This is a genomic window from Amycolatopsis sp. NPDC051106 (assembly GCF_040682775.1).
Classification (GTDB): domain Bacteria; phylum Actinomycetota; class Actinomycetes; order Mycobacteriales; family Pseudonocardiaceae; genus Amycolatopsis.
This window is the reverse complement of sequence record NZ_JBFBBQ010000030.1, coordinates 66,040-85,902: the sequence shown is the minus strand read 5'-3', so window position 1 is coordinate 85,902 and position 19,863 is coordinate 66,040. Positions and strand designations below refer to the sequence as shown.

Genomic DNA, 19,863 nt, shown 5'->3' with positions numbered 1-19,863 from the left:
GGTGGTACCCGTGAACGTTACGACGTGGGTGCTCCCCTCCGGGGTCACGGCTGGGCGATAGGTCGTCCGGGAGCGCCGTTCAAGCGCACTCCCGAAAGGCACGACCATGCGATTCACGACCGAACAGCGCCTCGACGACGACGTCCTCGAGCGCGAGTTCACCCTCGGCGACATCCCCGGCATCCTGTGGACGCCTGCCACGTCCGCACCGGCACCGCTGATCCTGATGGGCCATCCCGGTGGACTGGGCAAGATGTACCCCCGGCTGGCCGCCCGCGCCCGGGCCGCCGCGGCCGAGGGCTACGCCGCGGCCACCATTGAGCTTCCCGGCGGCGGTGACCGGCCCCGGCTCCCCACCGTCGACGAGGCCCGCGCCGACCTGCGCCGGGCGATCCAGGCCGGTGAGCCGGTCGGCGACGAGATCGTCGAGCGGCTCGTCCTCCCGCTCGTCGACCAGGGGGTCCCGGAATGGCAGGCGACCTTGGACGCCCTCCTCGCGCAGCCCGGGATCGAAGGTCCGGTCGGCTTCTCGGGCGGGGTGCTCGCCATCGCCGTCCGGCTCGCGGTGGTCGAGCCGCGCATCGCGGCCGCCGTGCTGTTCGCCGGCAGTTTCGTGCCGCGCAGCATGCTCGACGAGGCCCGGCAGGTCACCATCCCGCTGCTGGTCCTGCTGCAGTGGGACGACGAAGGAAACGACCGGCAGCTGGCCCTGGACGTGTTCGACGCCCTGGGCTCCAAGGAAAAGACGCTGCACGCCAACATGGGCGGGCACACCGGCGTCCCGGCGTTCGAGGGGGACGACGGCAGCCGGTTCTTCGCCCGGCACCTGAAGTAGCGGCTCGGCTGCTCCGGGCCTGAGCGGACGTCGAGGAGTGAGAGGTGCCGTGAAACGTCGCCTTCGTGGCACTTCTCACCCGAACGCCAATGGCAACCGAGGCCCTTGCGTTAAGAGTGACGCCAGGGTCTTGTGAGGCCAAATCGCGTCACGGAGGGCAATCCGGCGACTACCAGGGTGGCGGTACGTCGCTTCCCGCGGAGCTCGGAAGATCGAGCGGGGCGGATTGTCGGACAAGGGGCGGCTGATGGCGTCGACCAGGAAGCATCCGAAGAATTGCGAAAAAGCGACAGGCCATGTCTGCAAATGTGGCAACTGCGGCGGTCACAGCACGGATGGAAAGAGTGGGTTGGCCTCGCTCGCCAGCCGGAACAAGCTCGCTCGATCAAGCGCGCTGCGATCAGGAAGAAGTGGCGCAGTTGGACGGTTGCGAAGACTGGAGTGAGGCGTAACGCGCGGGCGCGCGAGGCGAGCATGGATTCGCTGCGCTTGAACTTGTCCGACTGGCTCGCCCGGAATGTCGCACGGATACCAAAATTACCTCTTCCGCGACGGAAACCCGAGCGGATGCCGGGGGAACGTGACGAAGCCGAACGGGCCGAGTTGCCGGGTGCTGAATCCGGGCAGCCGATTTCGTCCTCCGAAGAACCTCAGCAGACCGGCGACGTGCTGGAGGAGTACCCGGGCCACCCCGCCCCAGTGGAGCAGGTGGACGCGCTCGCGAGAGCGATGACCGAGGACATCTGGCAGGACGTCCTCGTCGAACTCGACGACAGATCCGAAGAGGTCAGCCGGATTCGCCTGCAACTTGCCGACCACGGCTGGTGTGACCTGATCATCGGCTTTGTCAAAGTCATCGAGGAGTTCAACAGCCTGCTCGACGAGATTCCCGAAAGGGCCAAGAAGACCATCATTGACACGGTCGTCTACTCAAGCAAGAAGGACGGGCGGGCACAGCTTACCGAGGCGGTGGTCGGCATGATCGTGGACAAGGCGTGGGGAGCTCTCAAGACCGCAGCGATCGCCCACGTCCCGGTACTCGGTGTGATCACCAGCGACGAGCTTCTGCGGAACCTTCGCATGCTCGCGGTGTTCATCTGCCCGGCGCCTGAGGCACACGAAGAAGTAGAGGACCACGCCGTCGACCCGCTCATCAAGGACGTTCGTGACTTCGTCTCGGACGAGACGAAGGAATGGCTGGCGCAGCAGTTCGAACAGTGGTCGGTAGGCGTTGAACGACAGGATGAACCCGAACGGCGCGAAGGAGAGACTCACGCAGTTCGTCGATCACCTACGTGATCAAAGAATCGACTCAGGCGACGTAGCGGGCTACGGCCAATAGGGTGTGGCTCGCTGAGCCGCGTCCGCGATGGCCAATCCGTCGAGGAGGGCGGCGGTGCGGTCGAGGCCGGCCCGCCGCCACTCCACGGAGAACTCGAAGGGGCCGGCCGGCAGCGGTGAAAGCCAGAGTTGCCGGTCGCCCCGGTAGTGGCGGTCGTCGTAGCTCGCGCCGCCGCCGATCTCGGTCAGGGAACCCTGGCTGACGCGGAACTGCAGGCTGTCGTCGGACGGGCCGCGGAACCCGCCGGCGTGACTTTCGCCGATGCCGTCCCAAGTGGTCTGGTCCAGCGACCCCCGCCGGACGCTCAGGTGCAGGTGCAGAGCACAGCCGCCCGGGTAGGCGACGACGTGCTGAAGCGCGACGACGGCGAGGTCCGTCCGCGCGACGAACCGCGCGATCGGCACCGGGCAGCCGAGCACGTCCCACGGCGGAACGGTCGAGGTCATGCCTCCAGCGTCCTCGCCGCCGCAAGCGGAAAACCCGTCCACCGGTGTTTCCGCCACGTGGCCCAGCGCGCCCCCAAGCGTTACCTGGCCGTTTCCGGAGGCCGTTGACGGCTGTGCTTCGGCTCACTACAGTCCTGCGAAACCGTCTGTAAAGTATCCTAATTAAGTCGGGAGACGACGAGTGCGAGCCGGTAGCCCGCGGATGCTGCGCGAGATCAACGATCGCGCCGCCATCGAGGTCCTCCTGCGGGAGGGCCCGCTCACGCGCGCCGAGCTCGAGCTCGCCATCGGGCTGTCCAAGCCCGCCACCGCGCAGCTCATCACCCGGCTCGAGCAGGACACCCTCGTCGTCAAGGCCGGGGTGCGCGGCGGCGGACGGGGTCCCCGCGCCCAGCTCTGGGCGGCCAACGGCGCCCTCGCCTTCGTCGCCGCCGTGGACCTCACGCCGCACGTCGCCGACTTCGTCGTCGCCGACGTCGCCGGGATCGTGCTCGCCGAGTACCGGACCCCGCTGCCCGTCCACGCGGGCGCCGACGTCGTCGGGACCTTCGGCGAGGCCCTCAGCCACGTCGCCGGGGAAGCCGGGATCACCCGGGACCAGCTCGCCCACGTCGTGATCGGCGCGCAGGGGGCGTTCGACCCGCGGACCGGCCTGCTCTCCTCCGCCCCGCACATCCCCGGCTGGCTCGGCTTCGACGTCCCGCAGAAACTCAGCGACGACCTCGGCGTCGACGTCCTCATCGAGAACGACGTCAACCTCGTCGCCGTCGAAGAAATGAGCGTCGGGCAGGCTCAGGACGTCGACGACTTCGTCATGGTGTGGCTGTCCGAAGGCGTCGGCGGCGCGGTCGTGATCGGCCGCCGGCTGCTGCGCGGCGCCACCGGCGGGGGCGGCGAAATCGATTGGATGCGCGTGCCCGACCCGGCCACCGTCGACACCGGCGACGTCTGGCCCGAGGCCGGCGCCCGGTTCGGCAACCTGGTCGACTCGCCCGCCGTCTGCCGCCTCGCCGCCGCGCACGGCATCACCGCCGAAACCGCCTGGGACGCCGTCACCCAGGCCGGCACGAGCCACCCCTTCCTCGACGATCTCGCGAGGCGCGTCGCCGGCGGCATCGCCAACCTCGTCGCGGTCGCCGACCCGCAGCTCGTGCTCCTCTGCGGCGACACCAGCCGCGCCGGCGGCGAGGACTTCGCCGCGCTGGTGCAGGAAAAGCTGCACGAACTGGTCCTGCCGCGCACGCCCGTCGGCTGCGCTTCGGTGCAGGGCAACGCCGTCCGCGCCGGCGCGCTGCAGTCCGCGCTGGCCACCGCCCGTGAGGACGTCTTCGGCGTCGTCACCCCCACACTCCTCGGGTCGCGCAGGCCCGCGGTCGGAGAGCCACTCGGCAAGACCCCGGAGGCCCTCCCGAACACCCGTTCCGCCCCGTCCCCAACCGAGTAGCCCAACCGATGAGGAGGAGGGCCATGCCCCCTACCACCCGGACCCGCCGAGGCGCCCTGTTAGTGGCCGTCGCCGCGGCGTCCGTCCTGCTGACGAGCGCGTGCTCCGGCGCCGCCGCCCCGAGCGGTGGTGACGTGGCCGCCGCGCCCGGCAAGGACGACAAGCTCACGATCACCGTGTACTCCAAGTTCACCGACCGCGAGTACGGCGTGGTCACCGCGGGCCTGAACAAGCTCAAGGCGAAGTTCCCGAACATCGAAATCAAGCACGAGGGCAACCAGGACGACGACAAGCTCACCCAGTCGATCCGCGGCGGCAACCCGCCCGACGTCGCGATCTCCTTCTACACCGACAACCTCGGCGCCTGGTGCTCCAACGGCAGCTTCCAGGACCTGAAGCCCTACATCGACCGCGACAAGATCGACCTCAACCAGATCCCCGAAGCGGTCCGCAACTACACCGAGTACCAGGGCAAGCGGTGCGCGATGCCGATGCTCGCCGACGTTTACGGCTTCTACTACAACAAGGACATGTTCGCGGCGAAGGGCGTCACCTCGCCGCCGAAGACCACGGACGAGTTGCTCGAGGACGCCAAGAAGCTGACCGAGTACAACGCGGACGGCTCGATCAAGGTCGCCGGCTTCCTGCCGTCGATGCCGTTCTACGCCAACCAGGCCCAGTACTGGGCGCCCAACTTCGGTGCGCCGTTCCTCGGCCCGGACGGCAAGTCGGACCTCGCCACCAACCCCGGCTGGAAGGCGATGTTCGAGTTCCAGCAGAAGCTGATCGACGCACTCGGTGGCCACGACAAGGTCGAGAAGTTCAAGGCCGGTCTCGGTGACGAGTACTCCGCCGACAACGGCTTCCAGAAGGGCAAGCTGGCGATGATCTACGACGGTGAGTTCCGCACCGCGTTCATCAAGGACCAGGCGCCGACCCTGAACTACGCCACCGCGCCCGCCCCGGTGCTCACCACCATGGCGGACAAGTACGGCAGTGCCTTCACCACCGGCACGATCATCGCCATCCCCAAGGGCGCCAAGAACCCCGGTGCCGCGTGGGAGCTGATCAAGCAGGTCACCCTGGACACCGACACCCTGGTGGACATGGCCAACGGCCTGAAGAACGTGCCCAGCACGAAGGCCTCGCTGACGTCGCCGCGCCTCGACCTGCAGCCGCAGTTCAAGACGTTCCTCGACATGTACGACAGCGGCAAGCTCGTGTCGAACCAGACCACGCCGATCGGTGACGCGCACCTCAAGGCGGTCAACGACTTCGCCGAGAAGTGGCAGGCCGGCTCGATCCCCGATCTGACCGAAGGCCTGAAGAAGGTGGATGCGCAGATCAACGACGAACTGAAGCAAAAGGGCGCGGGCGGATGACTCTGTCTGACGGGGTCTCGGCGGTGAAGAGTGCCTCGCCCCGCACGCTCGCGGAAAAGGCTTCCCCGTCCGCGCCTGCCAAGGCGCGGGCGGGGGCCCGCCGGGCCAAGCGCCGCCGGACCGTCTTCTTCTTCATGGCCCCGGCGCTCATCGGGTTCCTGGTCTTCTTCGGCTACCCGCTGATCGCCACGGTCTACTACTCCTTCACCAAGTACGATCTGATCAACCCGCCGCAGTTCATCGGGTTCGACAACTACGTCCGGATGTTCACCACCGAGCCGCTCGTCGCCACCGCGGCGTACAACACGCTGTGGCTGGTGGTCATCCTCACGACGTGCCGGGTGCTGTTCTCGCTCGGCATCGCGTCGGTGATCTCTCGGCTCAAGTCGGGCGTCGGCCTGGTCCGGACGCTCTGCTACCTGCCGACGCTGGCCCCGCCCGCGGCGGCGACGCTGGCGTTCGTCTTCGTGTTCAACCCCGAATTCGGTCCGGTGAACCGGTTCCTGCGGCTCATTGGCATCGACGGCGGGCTCTGGTTCAACAGTCCGGCGATGTCGAAGCCCGCGCTGACGCTGCTCGCGCTGTGGGGCTCCGGCGAGCTGATGATCATCATCCTGGCCGCGTTGCTCGACGTCCCGACCGAGCAGTACGAAGCCGCCGAGCTCGACGGTGCCGGCCCGGTCCGCCGGTTCTGGCACGTCACGCTGCCGTCGATCTCGCCGGTGCTGCTGTTCGGCGTGGTCAACTCGATCATCTACGCGTTGCAGTTCTTCACGCAGGCGATCGTCGCGGCGTCCGCCTCGGCGGGCACGGCCGACGTCGCCGGCAACTCGAAACTCATCGGGGCACCCCAGAACTCGACGCTGACGTACCCGATCTGGCTGTACGTGCAGGGTTTCCGCTACTTCAACATGGGCTACGCGGCCGCGATGGCCGTGCTGCTGTTCATCGTCAGCGCGGCCTTCACGTGGATTCTCGTGCGGCAGCTGAGGAAGTCCCAGCACCAGGAGGAGGGGGCATGACCGCGCTGGCCGAAGCGCCGCAGAAACCGGCGGGCGTGCCGCCGAGGGTGCGGTTCAAGCGCAACTGGGACAAGCGGCTGTCCTACATCGCGACGCACGCGATCGGGATCGCGCTCGGCGTGATCTTCATGCTGCCGCTGCTGTTCGTGTTCCTCACCGCGGTGATGAAGAGCGACCAGGCCATGACGGCGAGCCTGTGGCCGTCCGAATGGCACTTCGAGAACTTCGTGACGGTGTTCAAGAAGGCGCCGCTGCTGGAGTACTTCGGCAACAGCCTGCTGTATTCGGCCCTGGCGACGGCGGGCGCGCTGCTTTCGGCGATCCCGGCGGCGTACGCGCTGGCGAAGCTGCGGTGGCGCGGGCAGAACCTGTTCTTCATGCTGACCGTGGCGGCGATGCTGCTGCCGCCGCAGGTCACCATCGTGCCGCTGTACGACCTGTGGGTCCGGATGGGCCTCACCGGAACGCTGGTTCCGCTGATCGTGCCGTACTTCTTCTTCGACGCGTTCTCGATCTTCCTGCTCCGGCAGTTCTTCCTCACCATTCCGAAGGACTACCTCGAGGCGGCGAAGATCGACGGCTGCAACGAGTTCCAGGCGATGGTCCGGGTGCTGATCCCGATGGCCAAGCCGGGGATCGCGGCCACCGCGATGTTCTGCTTCCTGTTCACCTGGAACGACTACTTCGGGCCGCTGCTCTACACCGGCGAGAACCAGGACCACTGGCCGTTGTCGCTGGCGATCGCGTCCTTCCGCGGCATGCACCACGTCGAGTGGAACATGACGATGGCGGCGACCGCGCTGATCATGGCGCCGGTCATCGTGCTGTTCGTGTTCGCGCAGAAGTCGTTCGTCAAGGGCATCACATTCACGGGAGTCAAGGGATGAAGCTGGCAGTCGTCGGTGGCGGGTCCACCTACACGCCGGAGCTGATCGACGGGATCGCCGGTCGCCGGTCCACTTTGGACGTCGGCGAGATTGTGCTGGTCGACCCGGACGCCTACCGCGTCGAGGCCGTCGGCGGGTTCAGCCGGCGGCTGCTCTCGCACGCCGGGCACCCCGCGCAGGTGCGGACCACGCAGTCCCTGGAGGAGGGCGTGGACGGCGCTTCGGCCGTGTTGATCCAGCTGCGCGTCGGCGGGCAGCGGGCACGGCGCTCCGACGAGACGTTCCCGCACGCCTGCGGCTGCGTCGGGCAGGAGACGACCGGCGCCGGTGGGCTCGCGAAGGCGCTGCGCACGGTGCCGGTGGTGCTCGACATCGCCGAGCGCGTCCGCAAGATCGCCGGGGACGACACGTGGATCGTGAACTTCACCAACCCGGTCGGCATCGTGACCCGCGCCCTGCTCAACGAGGGCCACCGCGCGGTCGGGCTGTGCAACGTCGCCATCAACCTGCAGCGCCAGTTCGGAAAGCTGCTGGGCGTCGGCGCGGACGACGTCAAGCTCGTCCACACCGGACTGAACCACCTGAGCTGGGAGCGCGGCGCGCTCGTCGACGGCGTCGACCGGCTGCCCGAGCTGCTGGAGCAGCACCTGGACTACCTGTCCAACGAGGTCAGCGTGCCGGAGAAGTGGCTGCGGCGCATGAACGTCGTGCCGTCGTACTACCTGAAGTACTTCTACGCGCACGACGAGCAGGTCACCAAGCAACGCACCGAGCGGCCGCGCGCGGACGTCGTGTCCGACGTCGAGGAAGAGCTCCTGAAGATCTACCTCGACCCGGAACAGAACACGAAGCCGGAGTCCCTCGAAAAGCGCGGCGGCGCGTACTACTCGGAAGCCGCTGTGCAGCTGGTGCACGCGCTGACCGCGGGTGGCCCGGCCGAGGAGCACGTCGTGAACGTCCGCAACGACGGCACCTTCCCGTTCCTGCCGGACGACGCCGTCATCGAGTCGCGATCCACTGTGGACTTCTCGGGCGCTGTGCCGATCGCGCAGCCGCCGGTCGAACCGCAGTTCTCCGGGCTCATCGCGGCGACGACCGCGTACGAGTTCCTGGCGCTGGAAGCTGCGGTCAAGGGTGGCCGGGACCGCGTGGCCGATGCCCTGCTGGCGCACCCGCTGGTCGGCCAGTACACCAAGGCCGACACCCTCGCCGATTCGCTGGTGCAGATCAACCGCGAGTACCTGCCCTGGGCGCGCGGATGAAGCCTGCCATCATCGCGATCGACGGCGGCAACAGCAAGACCGAGGTCCTGGTGGTCTCGGAAGACGGCGTCGTGCTGGGGAAGTCGCGTGGCCCTGGTGCGTCGCCGCAGAACATCGGCGTCGCCGCCTGCGTCACGGCTCTGGAAGGCCTGGTCCTGGAAGCGTTTCCGGGGTTCGGCGAACGGCCGCTCGCGGTCCACACTTCCGCGTACCTCGCCGGGCTGGACTTCCCGCGCGAGGAAGAGGCGCTGCACGCGGCACTGGCGGCGCGCGGGTGGAGTGACACCCTGACCGTCGGCAACGACACCCTCGCGCTGCTTCGGGCGGGCAGCGCGGGGGTGGGCGTCGCCGTGGTGTGCGGCGCCGGGATCAACGGCGCCGGCGTCGGCCCGGACGGCCGCGTCCACCGCTTTCCCGCACTGGGCAAGATCTCCGGCGACTGGGGCGGTGGCTACCGCCTCGGCGAGGAAGCCCTGTGGTGGGCCGTGCGCGCCGAGGACGGTCGCGGCCCGCGGACCGCGTTGATGCCGGCGGTGGCCGCCTACTTCGGCAAGCCGACGCTGCTGGACGTCGTGCAGGGGCTGCACTTCGAAGAAATTCCCGCCGCCTCGATCCACGGGCTCTGCCCGCTGCTGTTCGAGGTCGCGGCGGCCGGCGACGAGGTCGCGTCGGACATCGTCACCCGGTTCGTCGAAGAGGTCAGCGTGTTCGCGGCGGTGATCCTGCGGAACCTGGAGCTGACGGAGGAAGCGCCGGAGATCGTCCTCGGCGGCGGGGTGCTGACCGGGATCGGCGCGCCGGTGATCGCGGAGATCGAACGCCGGTGCCTCAAGGTCGCGCCGCGCGCGGTGGTCCGCGTCGTCGACGTGAACCCCGTGGTGGGCGCGGCTTTGTTCGGACTGGACACGCTGGGCGCGTCGGACGCCGCGAAGGCGTCGCTGAAGGCAGCGACCCAGCGCGCATAGACCTGGTGGCCTGCCTCGAAGCGGCGCGAGGCAGGCCACCAGACCCGAGTCACGGCGCGGGGACCAGGATTTCGCCCGTCTCCAGCAGGGACTTGAGGTCGGAGAGGATCCAGTCCCAGCCGCCGCCCGCGTTCTCGCCCGGGCCGGCGTTGACGTCCTCGTGCACGCCGCTGACCATTTCGCCGGTGAGCGGCGCGCCGGTGACGTCGTGGGTGACGGTGAGTCTGGTGCCGGCGGTCTTCGTCGCCTCGATGTCGTAGGTGAGCGTCGTGTACGGCTCGGCGGACATCTCCTCGGGCCCCATGAGCAGCTTCCAGGTGATGACGAGCTTGCGCGGCGGATCGACTTCCAGGACCTCGCCGTCGACGAGGTCACCGGTGAACCCGGCGTCGATGAACTCCTGCGTCGGGCGGGTGCGGTGCTTGCCGCCGACCTTGAGGTCGAAGTCGGCGAGGCCGGTGTAGCCGTACTTCCGCGTCCACTCGGGCTTGGTGATGGCTTCCCAGATGCGTTCCGGGGTGGCCTTGATGTAGACGCGGTGGACCTGCACGGTGGTCGTCATGGTTCTTCGCCTTCCAGTTCGTTCTTGAGGTCGAGCAGGGCGGTGACGTGGCGTTCGGTGTACTTGTCGATCCACCGGTCGTGGATCTGCCGGATGGGCACGGGGTTCAGGAAGTGCCGCTTCTCGCGGCCTTCCTTCCGTGCGACGACGAGCCCGGCCTCTTCCAGGAGCTTCAGGTGCTTCATGACGCCGAAGCGGGTCATGTCGACCTGGGTCTCCAGCTCGGTGAGCGTGCGGCCGTCGCGCTCGAAGAGCAGGTCGAGCAGGAACCGGCGGGTCGGATCCGCCAGCGCCTTGAACACCAGGTCGTCTTGCACCCACTCAACATAGGTGACCAAAAGGTCACATGTCAACGGTCAGCACTTTCACGTGAAAGTGACCCGGAGGCAGCCTCCGGGTCACTTTCACGAAAGTGCGCGCCTCAGACGACCAGGGAGAGGGGGAGGATCAGGGCGATCGCCACCACCGAAATCAGCGTCTCCATCACCGACCAGCTCTTCAGCGTCTGGCCGACCGACAGTCCGAAGTACTCCTTGACCAGCCAGAACCCGGCGTCGTTGACGTGCGAGAAGAAGAGCGAACCGGCGCCGATCGCGAGCACCAGCAGTGCACTGTGCGACGGGTCCATGTCCGCGGCCAGCGGTGCCACGATGCCCGCCGCCGAGACCGTCGCGACCGTGGCGGAGCCCGTCGCCAGGCGGATCGCCACCGCCACCAGCCAGCCCAGCAGCAACGGGGAGAGGTTCGCGTCCTTGGCCAGGCCGGTGATGACGTCGCCGACGCCGGCGTCGACCAGGGTCTGCTTGAACCCGCCGCCCGCGCCGACGATCAGGATGATCCCCGCGATCGGGCCCAGCGAGTCACCGACCACAGTGGACAGCCGCGAGCGGTCGAGACCCGCCGGCCGGCCGAGCAGGACCATGCCCACCAGCACCGCCACGAGCAGCGCGATCAGCGGGTCGCCGACGAAGTCCAGGATCTTGCGCGCCTCGCTTTCCTTGGCCAGCAAGATGTCCGAGAGCGCTTTCGCCAGCATGAGCACGACCGGCAGCAGGACCGTCGTGAGCGTCGCGGCGAAGCTCGGCCGCGGCTTGTCCGGGTCCGCGCGCTCCGGGATCAGGCGCTCGGGCGGCTGCGCGTCCGGCACCAGCCGGGCGGCCACCTTGCCGAACAGCGGGCCCGCGATGACCAGCGTCGGGATGCCGACGAGCAGCCCGAACGCCAGCGTGATCCCGACGTTCGCGTTCAGCGCGCCCGCCGCGGCGAGCGGGCCGGGGTGCGGCGGGACCAGGCCGTGCAGCACCGAAAGCCCGGCGACGGCCGGAATCCCCAGCAGCATCAACGGCTTTCCCGTGCGCTTGGCCGCCAGCAGCACGACCGGGATGAGCATGACGAGCCCGATTTCGAAGAACATCGGCAGCCCGATCAGCGCCGCGACCAGCGCCATCGCCCACGGCAGCGCGGCACCGCGGGCCTTGCCGAGCACGGTGTCGACGATCTGGTCGGCGCCACCGGAGTCGGCCAGCAGCTTGCCCAGCATCGCGCCGAGGGCGATGAGGATGCCGACGGACGCGACCGTGCTGCCGACACCCCCGCTGAAGCTCTTCAGCAGCTTGTCGACCGGCATCCCGGCGGTCAGGCCGAGCACGAGCGAACCGAGCACGAGCGACAGGAACGGGTGCAGCTTCACCTTCGTGATCAGCACGACGATGACGGCGATCGCGACGAGGGTCGCGGCGATGAGACGGGTGTCGTGGCCGGTCCAGGCGGCCGCGAGAACGGTGGTCATGCGTGCTCCCGGAAGGCGGTCAGTGCGGCTTCGGTGATTTCCGCGGGCGTGTCGCGGATGTCGAAGATCGCGCCGGGCTCGTCCGGCTCGAGGGGTTCCAGGTCGGCGAGCTGGGAGTCCAGCAGCGACACCGGCATGAAGTGACCTGAGCGGGACTGCATGCGTTCGGCGAGGATCTCGCGGTCGCCGTGCAGGTGCGCGAACCAGACGTTCCCGCCGGTCCGCAGTACGTCGCGGTACCGGCGCTTGAGCGCGGACGACGTCACGACGCCGCCGGACGCCTGGTGCTCGCGGATCCAGCCGGCGATGGCTTCGAGCCAGGGGGCGCGGTCCTCGTCGTTCAGCGGGTGCCCCGCGGTCATCTTGTCGATGTTGGCCTGCGGATGGAACGTGTCCGCTTCGGCGTACTCGACGTCCAGCGCCCGCGCGAGCGCCGTGCCGATCGTCGTCTTGCCGGAGCCTGACACCCCCATCACCACGATGACGGTCATCCGCACCTCCCACTTCGTTGTGCCCAGGTGAGTCAAACTCAAAAGTACTACTTATTCAAGATGAAGTACTACTTAATCGAATCAGGTGGTTAGGTTGGCCGGGTGAGGCATGAGCAGGTATTGGACGCCCTCGGCGCGTCGATCGCGAACGGAGCGCTGACACCCGGCACCGTTCTGCGCTCCGAAGAGCTCCAAGAACGCTTCGGCGCTTCGCGGACGGTGGCGCGCGAAGTCGTCCGCGTGCTCGAGACGATGCGGCTGACCAGCAGCAAGCGCCGGGTCGGGGTGACGGTCCGGGAGCCGGCGGAGTGGAACCACTACGACCCGCGGCTGATCCGCTGGCAGCTCGACGGCCCCGCGCGCCCGGCGGCGCTCGCGACGCTGAACGAGCTGCGCTCGGCGATCGAGCCGTGCGCGGCCCGGTACGCGGCCCTGCGCGCGACGCCGGAGGAGCGCGGCCGGCTCGGCGCGCTGGGGGAGCGGCTGGCGCGGACGGCCCGGGCCCGCGACCTCACGACGTTCCTCGAGTTCGACATCGCCTTCCACGACCTGCTGCTCGGCGCATCCGGGAACCCGATGTTCGCGCAGCTGTCCGAGGTCGTCGCGGAGGTGCTCACCGGGCGGACCGGGCACGGGCTGATGCCGCCGGAGCCGCAGCCCGAGGCCGTGGCGCTGCACCTGGAGGTGGCCGCGGCGGTCGCGGCCGGGGACGCGGACCGGGCGGAGCGGGCGATGCGTGACATCGTCGTCCAGGCGCGCGAGGAGATCGCGGCGCTGGTCGAGTAGGGCTTCGGCTCGTCCGGGGATGCGGCGGGGTGGGTTCCGGGGGCGAGTAGCCTGCTCGGGAACTGGACTTTCTTCTGCCGGGGGGCACGGGTGAGCGCGGCGCGCGCGATCGGACTGGTGTTGGGCGTGGCGGCCGACGGCGCCCTCGGCGACCCGCGCCGCCGGCCCTCGGTGACGGCGTTCCGGCGTCTCGCGCCCGGCCGGGGTGCCGCGGTCGCCGGGGCCGCGGTGGCCGCCGGTCTGCTGCTCGAGCGCGCCGGCCGCGGCCGCCCGCTGGTGCAGGCATCGGCGACGGCGGTGACGACGTGGGCGGTGCTCGGCGCGGCCGGCCTGGCCGTGCAGGGCACGGAGCTGGCCCGCGACCTCGAGGAATCCCGCTTCGACCCGGCGCGCGCGACGCTGTCCGAACTGGACCCGCGGGTGGCCGACGGCCTGGAGCTGGTGGGGCTGTCGCGGGCCTCGGTGGAGACCCTGGCGGAGAACACGTCCGACGCGGTGGTGGCGCCCCTGGTCTGGGGCGCGGTGGCGGGGGTCCCAGGCCTGCTCGGCGCCCGTGCGGTGAGCTTGCTCCGCCGGGCGCGCGCAGGGCGCCAAGGACATTGGGCGATCGACCGGCTCGACGAGCTGGTCCACCTGGTCCCGACCCGCGTGGCGGCGGGCCTGACGGTGCTGGCGGCCCCGGTGGTCGGCGGCTCGGCGGGAGGGGCGTGGCGGGCCTGGCGCCGCGACACGATCGCCCACCCGAGCCCGAACGCGGGCCGCGTGGAGGCGGCGTTCGCGGGGGCGCTGGAGGTCCGCGTCGGCGGGCGGACGGTGTACCCGCACGGGGTGGCGGAGCTGCCGGTGCTCGGAGTGGGGCGGAATCCGGACGCCGGGCACGTGACGCGGGCGGTGGAACTGTCCCGGGTCGTGGGGTGGCTGGCCGCGGTGACGTCGGTGGTTCTGGCTGTGGTGGCGGGGTTCCGGCGCCGGTCCCGCTGACTGTCCACAGGGGTCGGCGGATGTGGACAACTTCGCCACCAGGCGGGCTTTTCGGCGGGTTTGCCGCCTGCCGCCGATAGACTGGACAGGGGACGCCCCCCAGGGACGGGCGGGGCCGTCGGTTCCCCGTCAACTGCGGCGGCGCAGCTGCGCCAAGGCTTCCGCGTCCAACCGTCCACCGCGGTCCGCCAACCGAGCCCCGATCCGCGCCCGATCCTCCGCCATCTTGTTCCCCCCGAACTTGAACTTCGCCCGGACCCCCGTGATCGTGAACTCGATCCCGCGGATCCCCGGCAGCAGCCGCCGGTCCGGCGAGTCCGGCGAAGCACTCACCGCCGCCCGCGCACCATCCGTCTCGAAGTGGCGCAACTGCTTCTCCAGCAACGCCGCCTTCAAAGCCGGGTCGTCGACTAACCGCACATCACCCTCGAGCTGCACCGTCGCGTAGTACGACGTCGGTACCCCGAACGCCGGGTCCGCCGCCGTGTTCCAGTCCGCGCGGATGTACGTGTAGTCGTCGACCACCGTCAGCAGCGCTCGCGGGTGCTCCTCCAGCAACGGCCAGATCGGGTTCGGCCGGGCCAGGTGGGTCACCACCGTGCGGTCGCCGTCGAACGCGAAGTGCGCCGGGGTCACCACCGGCAGGTCGCGGCCCGCGCCGCCGGCGATCAGCTGGCCGAAGTCGTGGTCGGAGAGCCACTCGCGCCACTCGGCGTCGTCGGCGGCGTCCCACGGGTGGATCAGCATGACTCGAGTCTCAGGCAACAAGTGGCCCGGAAGAAGGGCCAATAACGAGCTATTTCTGATGGCCACTTTCGGCGAGTTCGTCCTCGGCAAGGATTTCCGCGACGGACTTCCGGCGAGTCGAAGAAGGCTCCGACGAAGTGACCAGCGCACCGCCCGGCTTCAGCTCACGCACGGTGAAGTACAGCCAGCCCAGCAGCGCCATCGCGCCGAACGCGATCCATTGCAGCGCGTAGGACAGGAACGGTCCCGAGTCGGTCTGCGGCAGCGGCAGCGCGCCCAGCACGCCGGGCTGGCCGGTGTCGAGCTGGAAGTACCCCGGCCGGATGTCGAGCTTCCCGGCCCGCGCGACCACCCGCGAGTCGACCACGTAGCTCTGCAGCTGCCCGCCGGTCGACGCGTCGGCGAAGGCGTCCCGGTTCTTCGGGTCGGTCTCGTCCACGCGCGCCCGGGCCGTCACGGAAACCGTCCCGGCCGGCGGCGGCGCGTACGGCAGCACGCCGGACTTGCTGTCGAGCCGGACGTACCCGCGGTCGATCAGGACGACCGTGCCGTCGGTGGTCCGCATCGGCGTCAGCACCTCGAAGGCGCCCTCACCCTGGACCGTCCGCAGCCGCGCGACGACCTCCTTGTCCGCGAGGTACTGGCCGGTGATCGAGACGAGGTGCCACTCGGTGTGCTGGTCGGGCTCGCTCGCCGGCGGCAGCAGCTGCGCCAGCGGCAGGGGCGGTGCGGTGAACGACGCCTCCAGCGCGGAGTTCTGCTGCTCGCGTTCGGTGTTGCGGCTGAACTGCCACGGTGAAAGCAGCGTGAAGCAGCAGATGGCGAAGGTGAACACCACCACCGTCAGCGCCAGCCACCCGGGCTTGAGCAGGAACCGCAACCGCACCCCACCACGGTAGGCCGTGCCCCGCCCCGGCCGCCCGCCGACCTCCACCGGCTGTGACTTCTACCCGCGCGAACGCACCCAATCCAGCAAACCGGGCACCGAGCGTTCGATCATGCCGAGGACGTCTTCGAAGCCGTCGTCACCGCCGTAGTAGGGGTCCGGGACCTCGGCGCCCTCGGGGGCCGACGGGTCGAACGACCGCAGCAGCCGCACCTTCGCGGGATCGCCGACGCGGGCGCGCAGGAACTCCGCGTGCCCCTCGTCGGCGGCGAGCAGCAGGTCGGCATCGAGGTCTTCGTCCGAAACCTCGGAGGCGACGTGCGCGGTGGGGTAGCCGTGCGCCTTGAGCGTCGCGCGGGCCCGCTTGTCCGCGGGTTCCCCGGCGTGCCAGGGACCGGTGCCGGCGCTGGAGACGCGGACGGCGTCGCCGAGGCCCGCGTCCTCGAGCCGCGCGCGGAAGACGAGTTCGGCCATCGGGGAGCGGCAGATGTTGCCGGAGCAGACGAAGACGAGGTGCGACACGTCCCGAGCGTAACCGGCCGGTTCACCCGGTCACCCGCTCACTCGGCGGTACCCGCTGCCCCGCGCGGCCACTTAGCGTCGTTTCCGCGAGGACGCGAACCGGAAGGAGAGCGATCATGCACGGGTGCTGCTCGAAGTGCACCGGACAGGGCTGCGGCTGCTGCGGCAACTGCAACTGACGCTCAACCCGGCGCTCGCGGCGGCGGCGGTGGACCCGCCGCCGGAGCGCCCCCTAACGAGTGATGCACGTCGCTGACGTGGCCTGACCCAAGGCCCGCGCGTGCAGGACGTCGAAGCGGTGCACGACGTCCGCCAGGCCCGCCGCCACCCGTTGGCGCGTCGGGCACGAGCGGGCTTTCCGCACACTGAGCGAGGAGCTCAGCTCGGTCAGCAGGCCCGTGTTCAGCCGGTCGATCACCGGGCGGATCTCGCCGAGGTCCGGCTTCGTCGCCGGCGCCTGCGACGGGTGCGCGTCCCAGCGCGCGTACAACCCGCGCTGGACCAGCTTGTTCGCCTCGATCTGGGCGCGGAAGAACCGCACCGCGTCCGCCGGGTCGAGGCCCAGCTCCGGCGCCCGCGCCGCCACCGAGTCGTAGATCTGCTGCTCGCGCACCGGGTCGTCGATCGGGGACGGCGTGCCGTACTTCGCCGCCGCCACCTGGTCCGCGATCGCGACGCGCCGGGCCGCCAGATCCGTCAGCTGCCACAGCGACGAGCTCGAAGCCGAGGCCGGGATCGAAGCCAGGAAAAGGCCGGACACCACCGCGAAGAGCACCGCCAGTACTCGCATGGCCCGCGACCGTACATGCGAAGATCCCCGGGTGCCCGCGCTTTCCGAAATCATCACCGTCCTGGAGCAGGCCTACCCGCCCGCGCTCGCCGAGTCGTGGGACGCCGTCGGCCTCGTCTGCGGCGACCCCGCCGAGCAAGTCACGAGCGTGCTGTTCTGCGTCGACCCGGTCGAGGAGACCGTCGACGAGGCCGCCGACCTCGGCGCGCAGCTGATCGTCGCGCACCACCCGCTGCTGCTGCGCGGCGTGCACGGCGTCCCCGCCGACACCGCCAAGGGCTCGCTGGTGCACCGGATGATCCGCACCGGCACCGCCCTCTACTGCGCGCACACCAACGCCGACTCCGCCGACCCCGGCGTCTCCGACGCCCTCGCGGCGGCGATCGGGCTGCGCGTCACCGGCCCGCTGGCGCCCAACGAGGACGGCGTCACCGGCATCGGTCGCCTCGGCGAGCTGCCCGAAGCCGAGCCGTTCGGAACGTTCGTCCAGCGCGTCGCCGACGCCCTGCCGGCGACCGTGCCCGGCGTGCTCGGCGCGGGGGACACCGACCGCCCGATCCGCACCGTCGCCGTGTCCGGCGGAGCCGGGGACTCCTACCTGATGCAGGCCACCGCGGCCGGCGTCGACGCCTTCGTCACCGCCGACCTGCGGCATCACCCCGCCGGCGAGCACCTCGCGCACCCGGGCACCGTGCCCGCGCTGGTCGGCCTGACCCACTGGGCCAGCGAATGGCCGTGGTGCGGGCAAGCCTCGGCGGTCGTGGCGCAGGCGTTTGCGGGTAACGTCGACATCTGCGTCTCCACGCGGTGCACCGACCCGTGGAACGTCCGCGCCGAGCGCACATCGATTTAGAGGAGCACCGTGAAGGCCGAACCCGCCGTGCAGCGCCAGTTGCTCGAGCTCGCCAAGGTGGACGCCGAGCTCTCGCGCACCGCGCACCGCCGTCGCACCCTGCCCGAACTGGCCGAGATCGACGCGGGGGAGAAGACCGCCCGCGAGCGCCGCGACGCGCTCGTGTCCGTGGAGACCGCTTCGTCCGACCTCGACCGGGAGATCGCCCGGCAGGAGAAGGAGATCGAGTCGGTGCGCGCCCGCGAGGACCGCGACCGCAAGCTCCTCGCGTCCGGGTCGGTCAACTCGAAGCAGATGACCGACATCGAGCACGAGCTGCAGACCCTGCAGCGCCGGCAGAGCGCGCTGGAGGACGACCTGCTGGAGCTGATGGAGCAGCGCGAGGCCCTCGGCCTGGACGCGCAGCGCACCGGCGCCGAGGTCGACAAGGCCGAGGCCGAGGTCGCCGCCGCGATCGCCCGCCGCGACGAGGTGTTCAAGGACCTCGACACCACCCGCGCGCGCCGCGACGAAGACCGCGCGAAGCTGCTGCCGCGCTTCCCGGAGCCGCTGCTCAAGCTGTACGAGCGCGTCCGCGAGCACAAGGGCATCGGCGCCGCGCTGCTGCGGTCCCGCCGGTGCGGCGCGTGCCAGCTGGAGATGGACCGCAACACGATCGCCGAGATCAAGGCCGCGCCGGAGAACGACGTCATCCAGTGCGAGAACTGCGGGGCGATCCTGGTCCGGACCATGGAGTCGGGTCTGTGACGTCGCACGTGGTCGTCGAGGCGGACGGGGGCTCCCGGGGCAACCCGGGCCCGGCCGGCTACGGCGCGGTCGTCAAGGACGCCGCCACCGACGAGGTCTTGGCCGAGCGCAAGGAAAGCCTCGGCGTCGTCACGAACAACGTCGCCGAGTACAACGGCCTGATCGCCGGGCTCACCGCCGCGGCCGAGCTCGGAGCGTCCACTGTGGACGTCCGGATGGACTCGAAGCTCGTCGTGGAGCAGATGTCCGGCCGCTGGAAGATCAAGCACCCGGACATGCAGCCGCTCGCCGAGCGGGCCAAGGAGCTGGCCGCCGGCTTCTCCCGCGTCAAGTACCAGTGGATCCCGCGCGCGGAGAACTCGCACGCCGACCGGCTCGCGAACGAGGCCATGGATGCGGCCACAGGAAAGCCCGCCGCCGGCAAGCCCGCGCCGAAGCTGCCGACCCGCAGGCCGGACCGCGCGGCCGTGGCCTGGACCGGCGCGAAAGGCACCCCGACCCGGCTGCTCCTGCTGCGCCACGGCCAGACGGAGATGTCGGCGCTGCGCCGCTACTCCGGCCGCGGTGACGTCCCGCTGACCGAACTGGGCCGATCGCAGGCCGCGGCGGCGGCCAAGCGGCTGGCCGCGACCGAGGGCCTGGTCGTCGACGGCGAATCCGTCCCGATCATCTCCTCGCCGCTCACCCGCACCAAGCAGACCGCGCAGGCCGTCGCCGACGCGCTCGGCGGCCGCGTCGAGACCCACCCCGGCCTCATCGAGACCGACTTCGGTGACTGGGAGGGCCTGACGTTCGCCGAAGCGGCCGAGCGCGACCCCGAACTGCACGGTTCGTGGCTGGGCGACAGCTCGGTCCCGCCGCCCGGCGGGGAGAGCTTCGACGTCGTGCACCGGCGCGTCCGCAAGGCTCGCGACGAGCTCATCGCCGAGCACGGTGGCCGGACGTTGGTGCTGGTCAGCCACGTGACGCCGATCAAGACGCTGCTCCGGATGGGCCTCGACGCGGGCCCGCAGCTGCTGTTCCGGCTGCACCTGGACCTGGCTTCGCTGTCGATCGTCGAGTTCTACCCCGACGGCAACGCTTCGGTCCGGTTGGTCAACGACACCTCGCACCTGGCCTGACCG

At 70.0% G+C, this 19,863-nt stretch carries 23 protein-coding genes; 14 read left to right on the top strand and 9 right to left on the bottom strand.

The genetic code is table 11. The features are described 5' to 3' along the window. Window positions 1–106 precede the first annotated feature (106 nt). Together AB0M83_RS23000 and AB0M83_RS22995 are read left to right on the top strand one after the other, a co-directional pair. Window positions 107–835 (top strand): alpha/beta hydrolase, encoded by a 729-nt coding sequence (locus AB0M83_RS23000; protein WP_364520132.1) that lies wholly within the window; start codon window positions 107–109, stop codon window positions 833–835. Between the two features lie 474 nt (window positions 836–1,309). After that, on the top strand, window positions 1,310–2,134 hold the full coding sequence (locus tag AB0M83_RS22995) for a hypothetical protein (RefSeq protein WP_364520130.1): 825 nt from the start codon (window positions 1,310–1,312) through the stop codon (window positions 2,132–2,134). Between the two features lie 30 nt (window positions 2,135–2,164). On the opposite strand, the gene AB0M83_RS22990 is transcribed toward AB0M83_RS22995, so the two are convergent. After that, window positions 2,165–2,623: a hypothetical protein gene (locus AB0M83_RS22990; protein ID WP_364520128.1), complete on the bottom strand. Its 459-nt coding sequence runs from the start codon at window positions 2,621–2,623 to the stop codon at window positions 2,165–2,167. A gap of 202 nt (window positions 2,624–2,825) precedes the next feature. Here AB0M83_RS22990 and AB0M83_RS22985 point away from each other — a divergent pair, with 202 nt between their 5' ends. From AB0M83_RS22985 to AB0M83_RS22960, 6 genes are read left to right on the top strand one after another with little or no spacing between them, the layout of a single operon-like run. Further along, the gene (locus tag AB0M83_RS22985; protein WP_364520148.1) at window positions 2,826–4,067 is read left to right on the top strand and encodes an ROK family transcriptional regulator; all 1,242 of its coding nucleotides are present in this window, start codon (window positions 2,826–2,828) and stop codon (window positions 4,065–4,067) included. A 23-nt stretch (window positions 4,068–4,090) separates the two neighbouring features. Further along, complete coding sequence (locus tag AB0M83_RS22980) at window positions 4,091–5,449, top strand: extracellular solute-binding protein (protein WP_364520126.1); 1,359 nt, start codon at window positions 4,091–4,093, stop codon at window positions 5,447–5,449. Then, the gene (locus AB0M83_RS22975; protein ID WP_364520124.1) at window positions 5,446–6,471 is read left to right on the top strand and encodes a sugar ABC transporter permease; all 1,026 of its coding nucleotides are present in this window, start codon (window positions 5,446–5,448) and stop codon (window positions 6,469–6,471) included. Before AB0M83_RS22980 ends, AB0M83_RS22975 begins: the two co-directional genes overlap by 4 nt. Next, window positions 6,468–7,358, top strand: coding sequence for a carbohydrate ABC transporter permease (locus AB0M83_RS22970; protein WP_364520122.1), 891 nt, complete (start codon window positions 6,468–6,470; stop codon window positions 7,356–7,358). Before AB0M83_RS22975 ends, AB0M83_RS22970 begins: the two co-directional genes overlap by 4 nt. Next, entirely contained in the window at window positions 7,355–8,620 is a 1,266-nt protein-coding gene (locus tag AB0M83_RS22965; RefSeq protein ID WP_364520120.1) for a 6-phospho-beta-glucosidase, read from the top strand. The genes AB0M83_RS22970 and AB0M83_RS22965 overlap by 4 nt, the downstream gene beginning before the upstream one ends. Then, window positions 8,617–9,585: a BadF/BadG/BcrA/BcrD ATPase family protein gene (locus tag AB0M83_RS22960; protein ID WP_364520118.1), complete on the top strand. Its 969-nt coding sequence runs from the start codon at window positions 8,617–8,619 to the stop codon at window positions 9,583–9,585. Before AB0M83_RS22965 ends, AB0M83_RS22960 begins: the two co-directional genes overlap by 4 nt. A gap of 49 nt (window positions 9,586–9,634) precedes the next feature. Here the strand turns inward: AB0M83_RS22960 and AB0M83_RS22955 are convergent, their stop codons facing one another. The 4 genes from AB0M83_RS22955 to AB0M83_RS22940 all read right to left on the bottom strand — a co-directional run bounded on the left by AB0M83_RS22955 (window position 9,635) and on the right by AB0M83_RS22940 (window position 12,427). Beyond that, window positions 9,635–10,147 carry an SRPBCC domain-containing protein gene (locus tag AB0M83_RS22955; protein ID WP_364520116.1) on the bottom strand — a complete coding sequence of 171 codons (513 nt, stop codon included), beginning with the start codon at window positions 10,145–10,147 and terminating at the stop codon, window positions 9,635–9,637. Next, window positions 10,144–10,485: a metalloregulator ArsR/SmtB family transcription factor gene (locus tag AB0M83_RS22950; protein ID WP_364520114.1), complete on the bottom strand. Its 342-nt coding sequence runs from the start codon at window positions 10,483–10,485 to the stop codon at window positions 10,144–10,146. Before AB0M83_RS22950 ends, AB0M83_RS22955 begins: the two co-directional genes overlap by 4 nt. Window positions 10,486–10,568: 83 nt before the next feature. Continuing rightward, window positions 10,569–11,936 (bottom strand): gluconate:H+ symporter, encoded by a 1,368-nt coding sequence (locus AB0M83_RS22945; RefSeq protein ID WP_364520112.1) that lies wholly within the window; start codon window positions 11,934–11,936, stop codon window positions 10,569–10,571. Then, a complete protein-coding gene (locus tag AB0M83_RS22940; RefSeq protein ID WP_364520110.1) occupies window positions 11,933–12,427 on the bottom strand; it encodes a gluconokinase in 495 nt (164 codons plus the stop codon). The genes AB0M83_RS22945 and AB0M83_RS22940 overlap by 4 nt, the downstream gene beginning before the upstream one ends. Window positions 12,428–12,529: 102 nt before the next feature. Here AB0M83_RS22940 and AB0M83_RS22935 point away from each other — a divergent pair, with 102 nt between their 5' ends. Next, a complete protein-coding gene (locus tag AB0M83_RS22935) occupies window positions 12,530–13,213 on the top strand; it encodes an FCD domain-containing protein (protein ID WP_364520108.1) in 684 nt (227 codons plus the stop codon). Window positions 13,214–13,303: 90 nt separating this feature from the next. Further along, on the top strand, window positions 13,304–14,194 hold the full coding sequence (locus AB0M83_RS22930) for a cobalamin biosynthesis protein (RefSeq protein ID WP_364520106.1): 891 nt from the start codon (window positions 13,304–13,306) through the stop codon (window positions 14,192–14,194). A 129-nt stretch (window positions 14,195–14,323) separates the two neighbouring features. Here AB0M83_RS22930 and AB0M83_RS22925 read toward each other — a convergent pair whose 3' ends face one another. Genes AB0M83_RS22925 through AB0M83_RS22915 form a run of 3 tightly spaced genes read right to left on the bottom strand, consistent with a single transcriptional unit; the run spans window position 14,324 to window position 16,349 of the window. Beyond that, window positions 14,324–14,941: an FMN-binding negative transcriptional regulator gene (locus AB0M83_RS22925; RefSeq protein ID WP_364520104.1), complete on the bottom strand. Its 618-nt coding sequence runs from the start codon at window positions 14,939–14,941 to the stop codon at window positions 14,324–14,326. Between the two features lie 49 nt (window positions 14,942–14,990). Further along, complete coding sequence (locus tag AB0M83_RS22920) at window positions 14,991–15,827, bottom strand: SURF1 family cytochrome oxidase biogenesis protein (RefSeq protein WP_364520102.1); 837 nt, start codon at window positions 15,825–15,827, stop codon at window positions 14,991–14,993. Window positions 15,828–15,887: 60 nt separating this feature from the next. Then, window positions 15,888–16,349, bottom strand: a complete 462-nt coding sequence (locus AB0M83_RS22915) for a low molecular weight protein-tyrosine-phosphatase (RefSeq protein WP_364520100.1) — start codon at window positions 16,347–16,349, stop codon at window positions 15,888–15,890. Window positions 16,350–16,473: 124 nt separating this feature from the next. On the opposite strand from AB0M83_RS22915, the gene AB0M83_RS22910 reads away from it, so the two are divergent. After that, window positions 16,474–16,605 (top strand): hypothetical protein, encoded by a 132-nt coding sequence (locus tag AB0M83_RS22910; RefSeq protein ID WP_364520098.1) that lies wholly within the window; start codon window positions 16,474–16,476, stop codon window positions 16,603–16,605. On the opposite strand, the gene AB0M83_RS22905 is transcribed toward AB0M83_RS22910, so the two are convergent. Then, the gene (locus AB0M83_RS22905) at window positions 16,582–17,139 is read right to left on the bottom strand and encodes a chorismate mutase (RefSeq protein WP_364520096.1); all 558 of its coding nucleotides are present in this window, start codon (window positions 17,137–17,139) and stop codon (window positions 16,582–16,584) included. The genes AB0M83_RS22910 and AB0M83_RS22905 overlap by 24 nt on opposite strands. A gap of 31 nt (window positions 17,140–17,170) precedes the next feature. Here AB0M83_RS22905 and AB0M83_RS22900 point away from each other — a divergent pair, with 31 nt between their 5' ends. From AB0M83_RS22900 to AB0M83_RS22890, 3 genes are read left to right on the top strand one after another with little or no spacing between them, the layout of a single operon-like run. Beyond that, window positions 17,171–17,992 carry a Nif3-like dinuclear metal center hexameric protein gene (locus AB0M83_RS22900; protein ID WP_364520094.1) on the top strand — a complete coding sequence of 274 codons (822 nt, stop codon included), beginning with the start codon at window positions 17,171–17,173 and terminating at the stop codon, window positions 17,990–17,992. Between the two features lie 9 nt (window positions 17,993–18,001). Next, on the top strand, window positions 18,002–18,739 hold the full coding sequence (locus tag AB0M83_RS22895) for a C4-type zinc ribbon domain-containing protein (RefSeq protein ID WP_364520092.1): 738 nt from the start codon (window positions 18,002–18,004) through the stop codon (window positions 18,737–18,739). Further along, window positions 18,736–19,860, top strand: a complete 1,125-nt coding sequence (locus AB0M83_RS22890) for a bifunctional RNase H/acid phosphatase (RefSeq protein ID WP_364520090.1) — start codon at window positions 18,736–18,738, stop codon at window positions 19,858–19,860. Before AB0M83_RS22895 ends, AB0M83_RS22890 begins: the two co-directional genes overlap by 4 nt. Window positions 19,861–19,863: the final 3 nt, after the last annotated feature.

Excerpts from the sequence above, each read along its gene's own strand:
- AB0M83_RS23000 (WP_364520132.1), top strand. The coding sequence starts at position 107 with ATGCGATTCACGACCGAACAGCGCCTCGACGACGACGTCCTCGAGCGC.
- AB0M83_RS22995 (WP_364520130.1), top strand. The coding sequence starts at position 1,310 with ATGGATTCGCTGCGCTTGAACTTGTCCGACTGGCTCGCCCGGAATGTC.
- AB0M83_RS22990 (WP_364520128.1), bottom strand. The coding sequence starts at position 2,623 with ATGACCTCGACCGTTCCGCCGTGGGACGTGCTCGGCTGCCCGGTGCCG.
- AB0M83_RS22985 (WP_364520148.1), top strand. The coding sequence starts at position 2,826 with ATGCTGCGCGAGATCAACGATCGCGCCGCCATCGAGGTCCTCCTGCGG.
- AB0M83_RS22980 (WP_364520126.1), top strand. The coding sequence starts at position 4,091 with ATGCCCCCTACCACCCGGACCCGCCGAGGCGCCCTGTTAGTGGCCGTC.
- AB0M83_RS22975 (WP_364520124.1), top strand. The coding sequence starts at position 5,446 with ATGACTCTGTCTGACGGGGTCTCGGCGGTGAAGAGTGCCTCGCCCCGC.
- AB0M83_RS22970 (WP_364520122.1), top strand. The coding sequence starts at position 6,468 with ATGACCGCGCTGGCCGAAGCGCCGCAGAAACCGGCGGGCGTGCCGCCG.
- AB0M83_RS22965 (WP_364520120.1), top strand. The coding sequence starts at position 7,355 with ATGAAGCTGGCAGTCGTCGGTGGCGGGTCCACCTACACGCCGGAGCTG.
- AB0M83_RS22960 (WP_364520118.1), top strand. The coding sequence starts at position 8,617 with ATGAAGCCTGCCATCATCGCGATCGACGGCGGCAACAGCAAGACCGAG.
- AB0M83_RS22955 (WP_364520116.1), bottom strand. The coding sequence starts at position 10,147 with ATGACGACCACCGTGCAGGTCCACCGCGTCTACATCAAGGCCACCCCG.
- AB0M83_RS22945 (WP_364520112.1), bottom strand. The coding sequence starts at position 11,936 with ATGACCACCGTTCTCGCGGCCGCCTGGACCGGCCACGACACCCGTCTC.
- AB0M83_RS22940 (WP_364520110.1), bottom strand. The coding sequence starts at position 12,427 with ATGACCGTCATCGTGGTGATGGGGGTGTCAGGCTCCGGCAAGACGACG.
- AB0M83_RS22925 (WP_364520104.1), bottom strand. The coding sequence starts at position 14,941 with ATGCTGATCCACCCGTGGGACGCCGCCGACGACGCCGAGTGGCGCGAG.
- AB0M83_RS22905 (WP_364520096.1), bottom strand. The coding sequence starts at position 17,139 with ATGCGAGTACTGGCGGTGCTCTTCGCGGTGGTGTCCGGCCTTTTCCTG.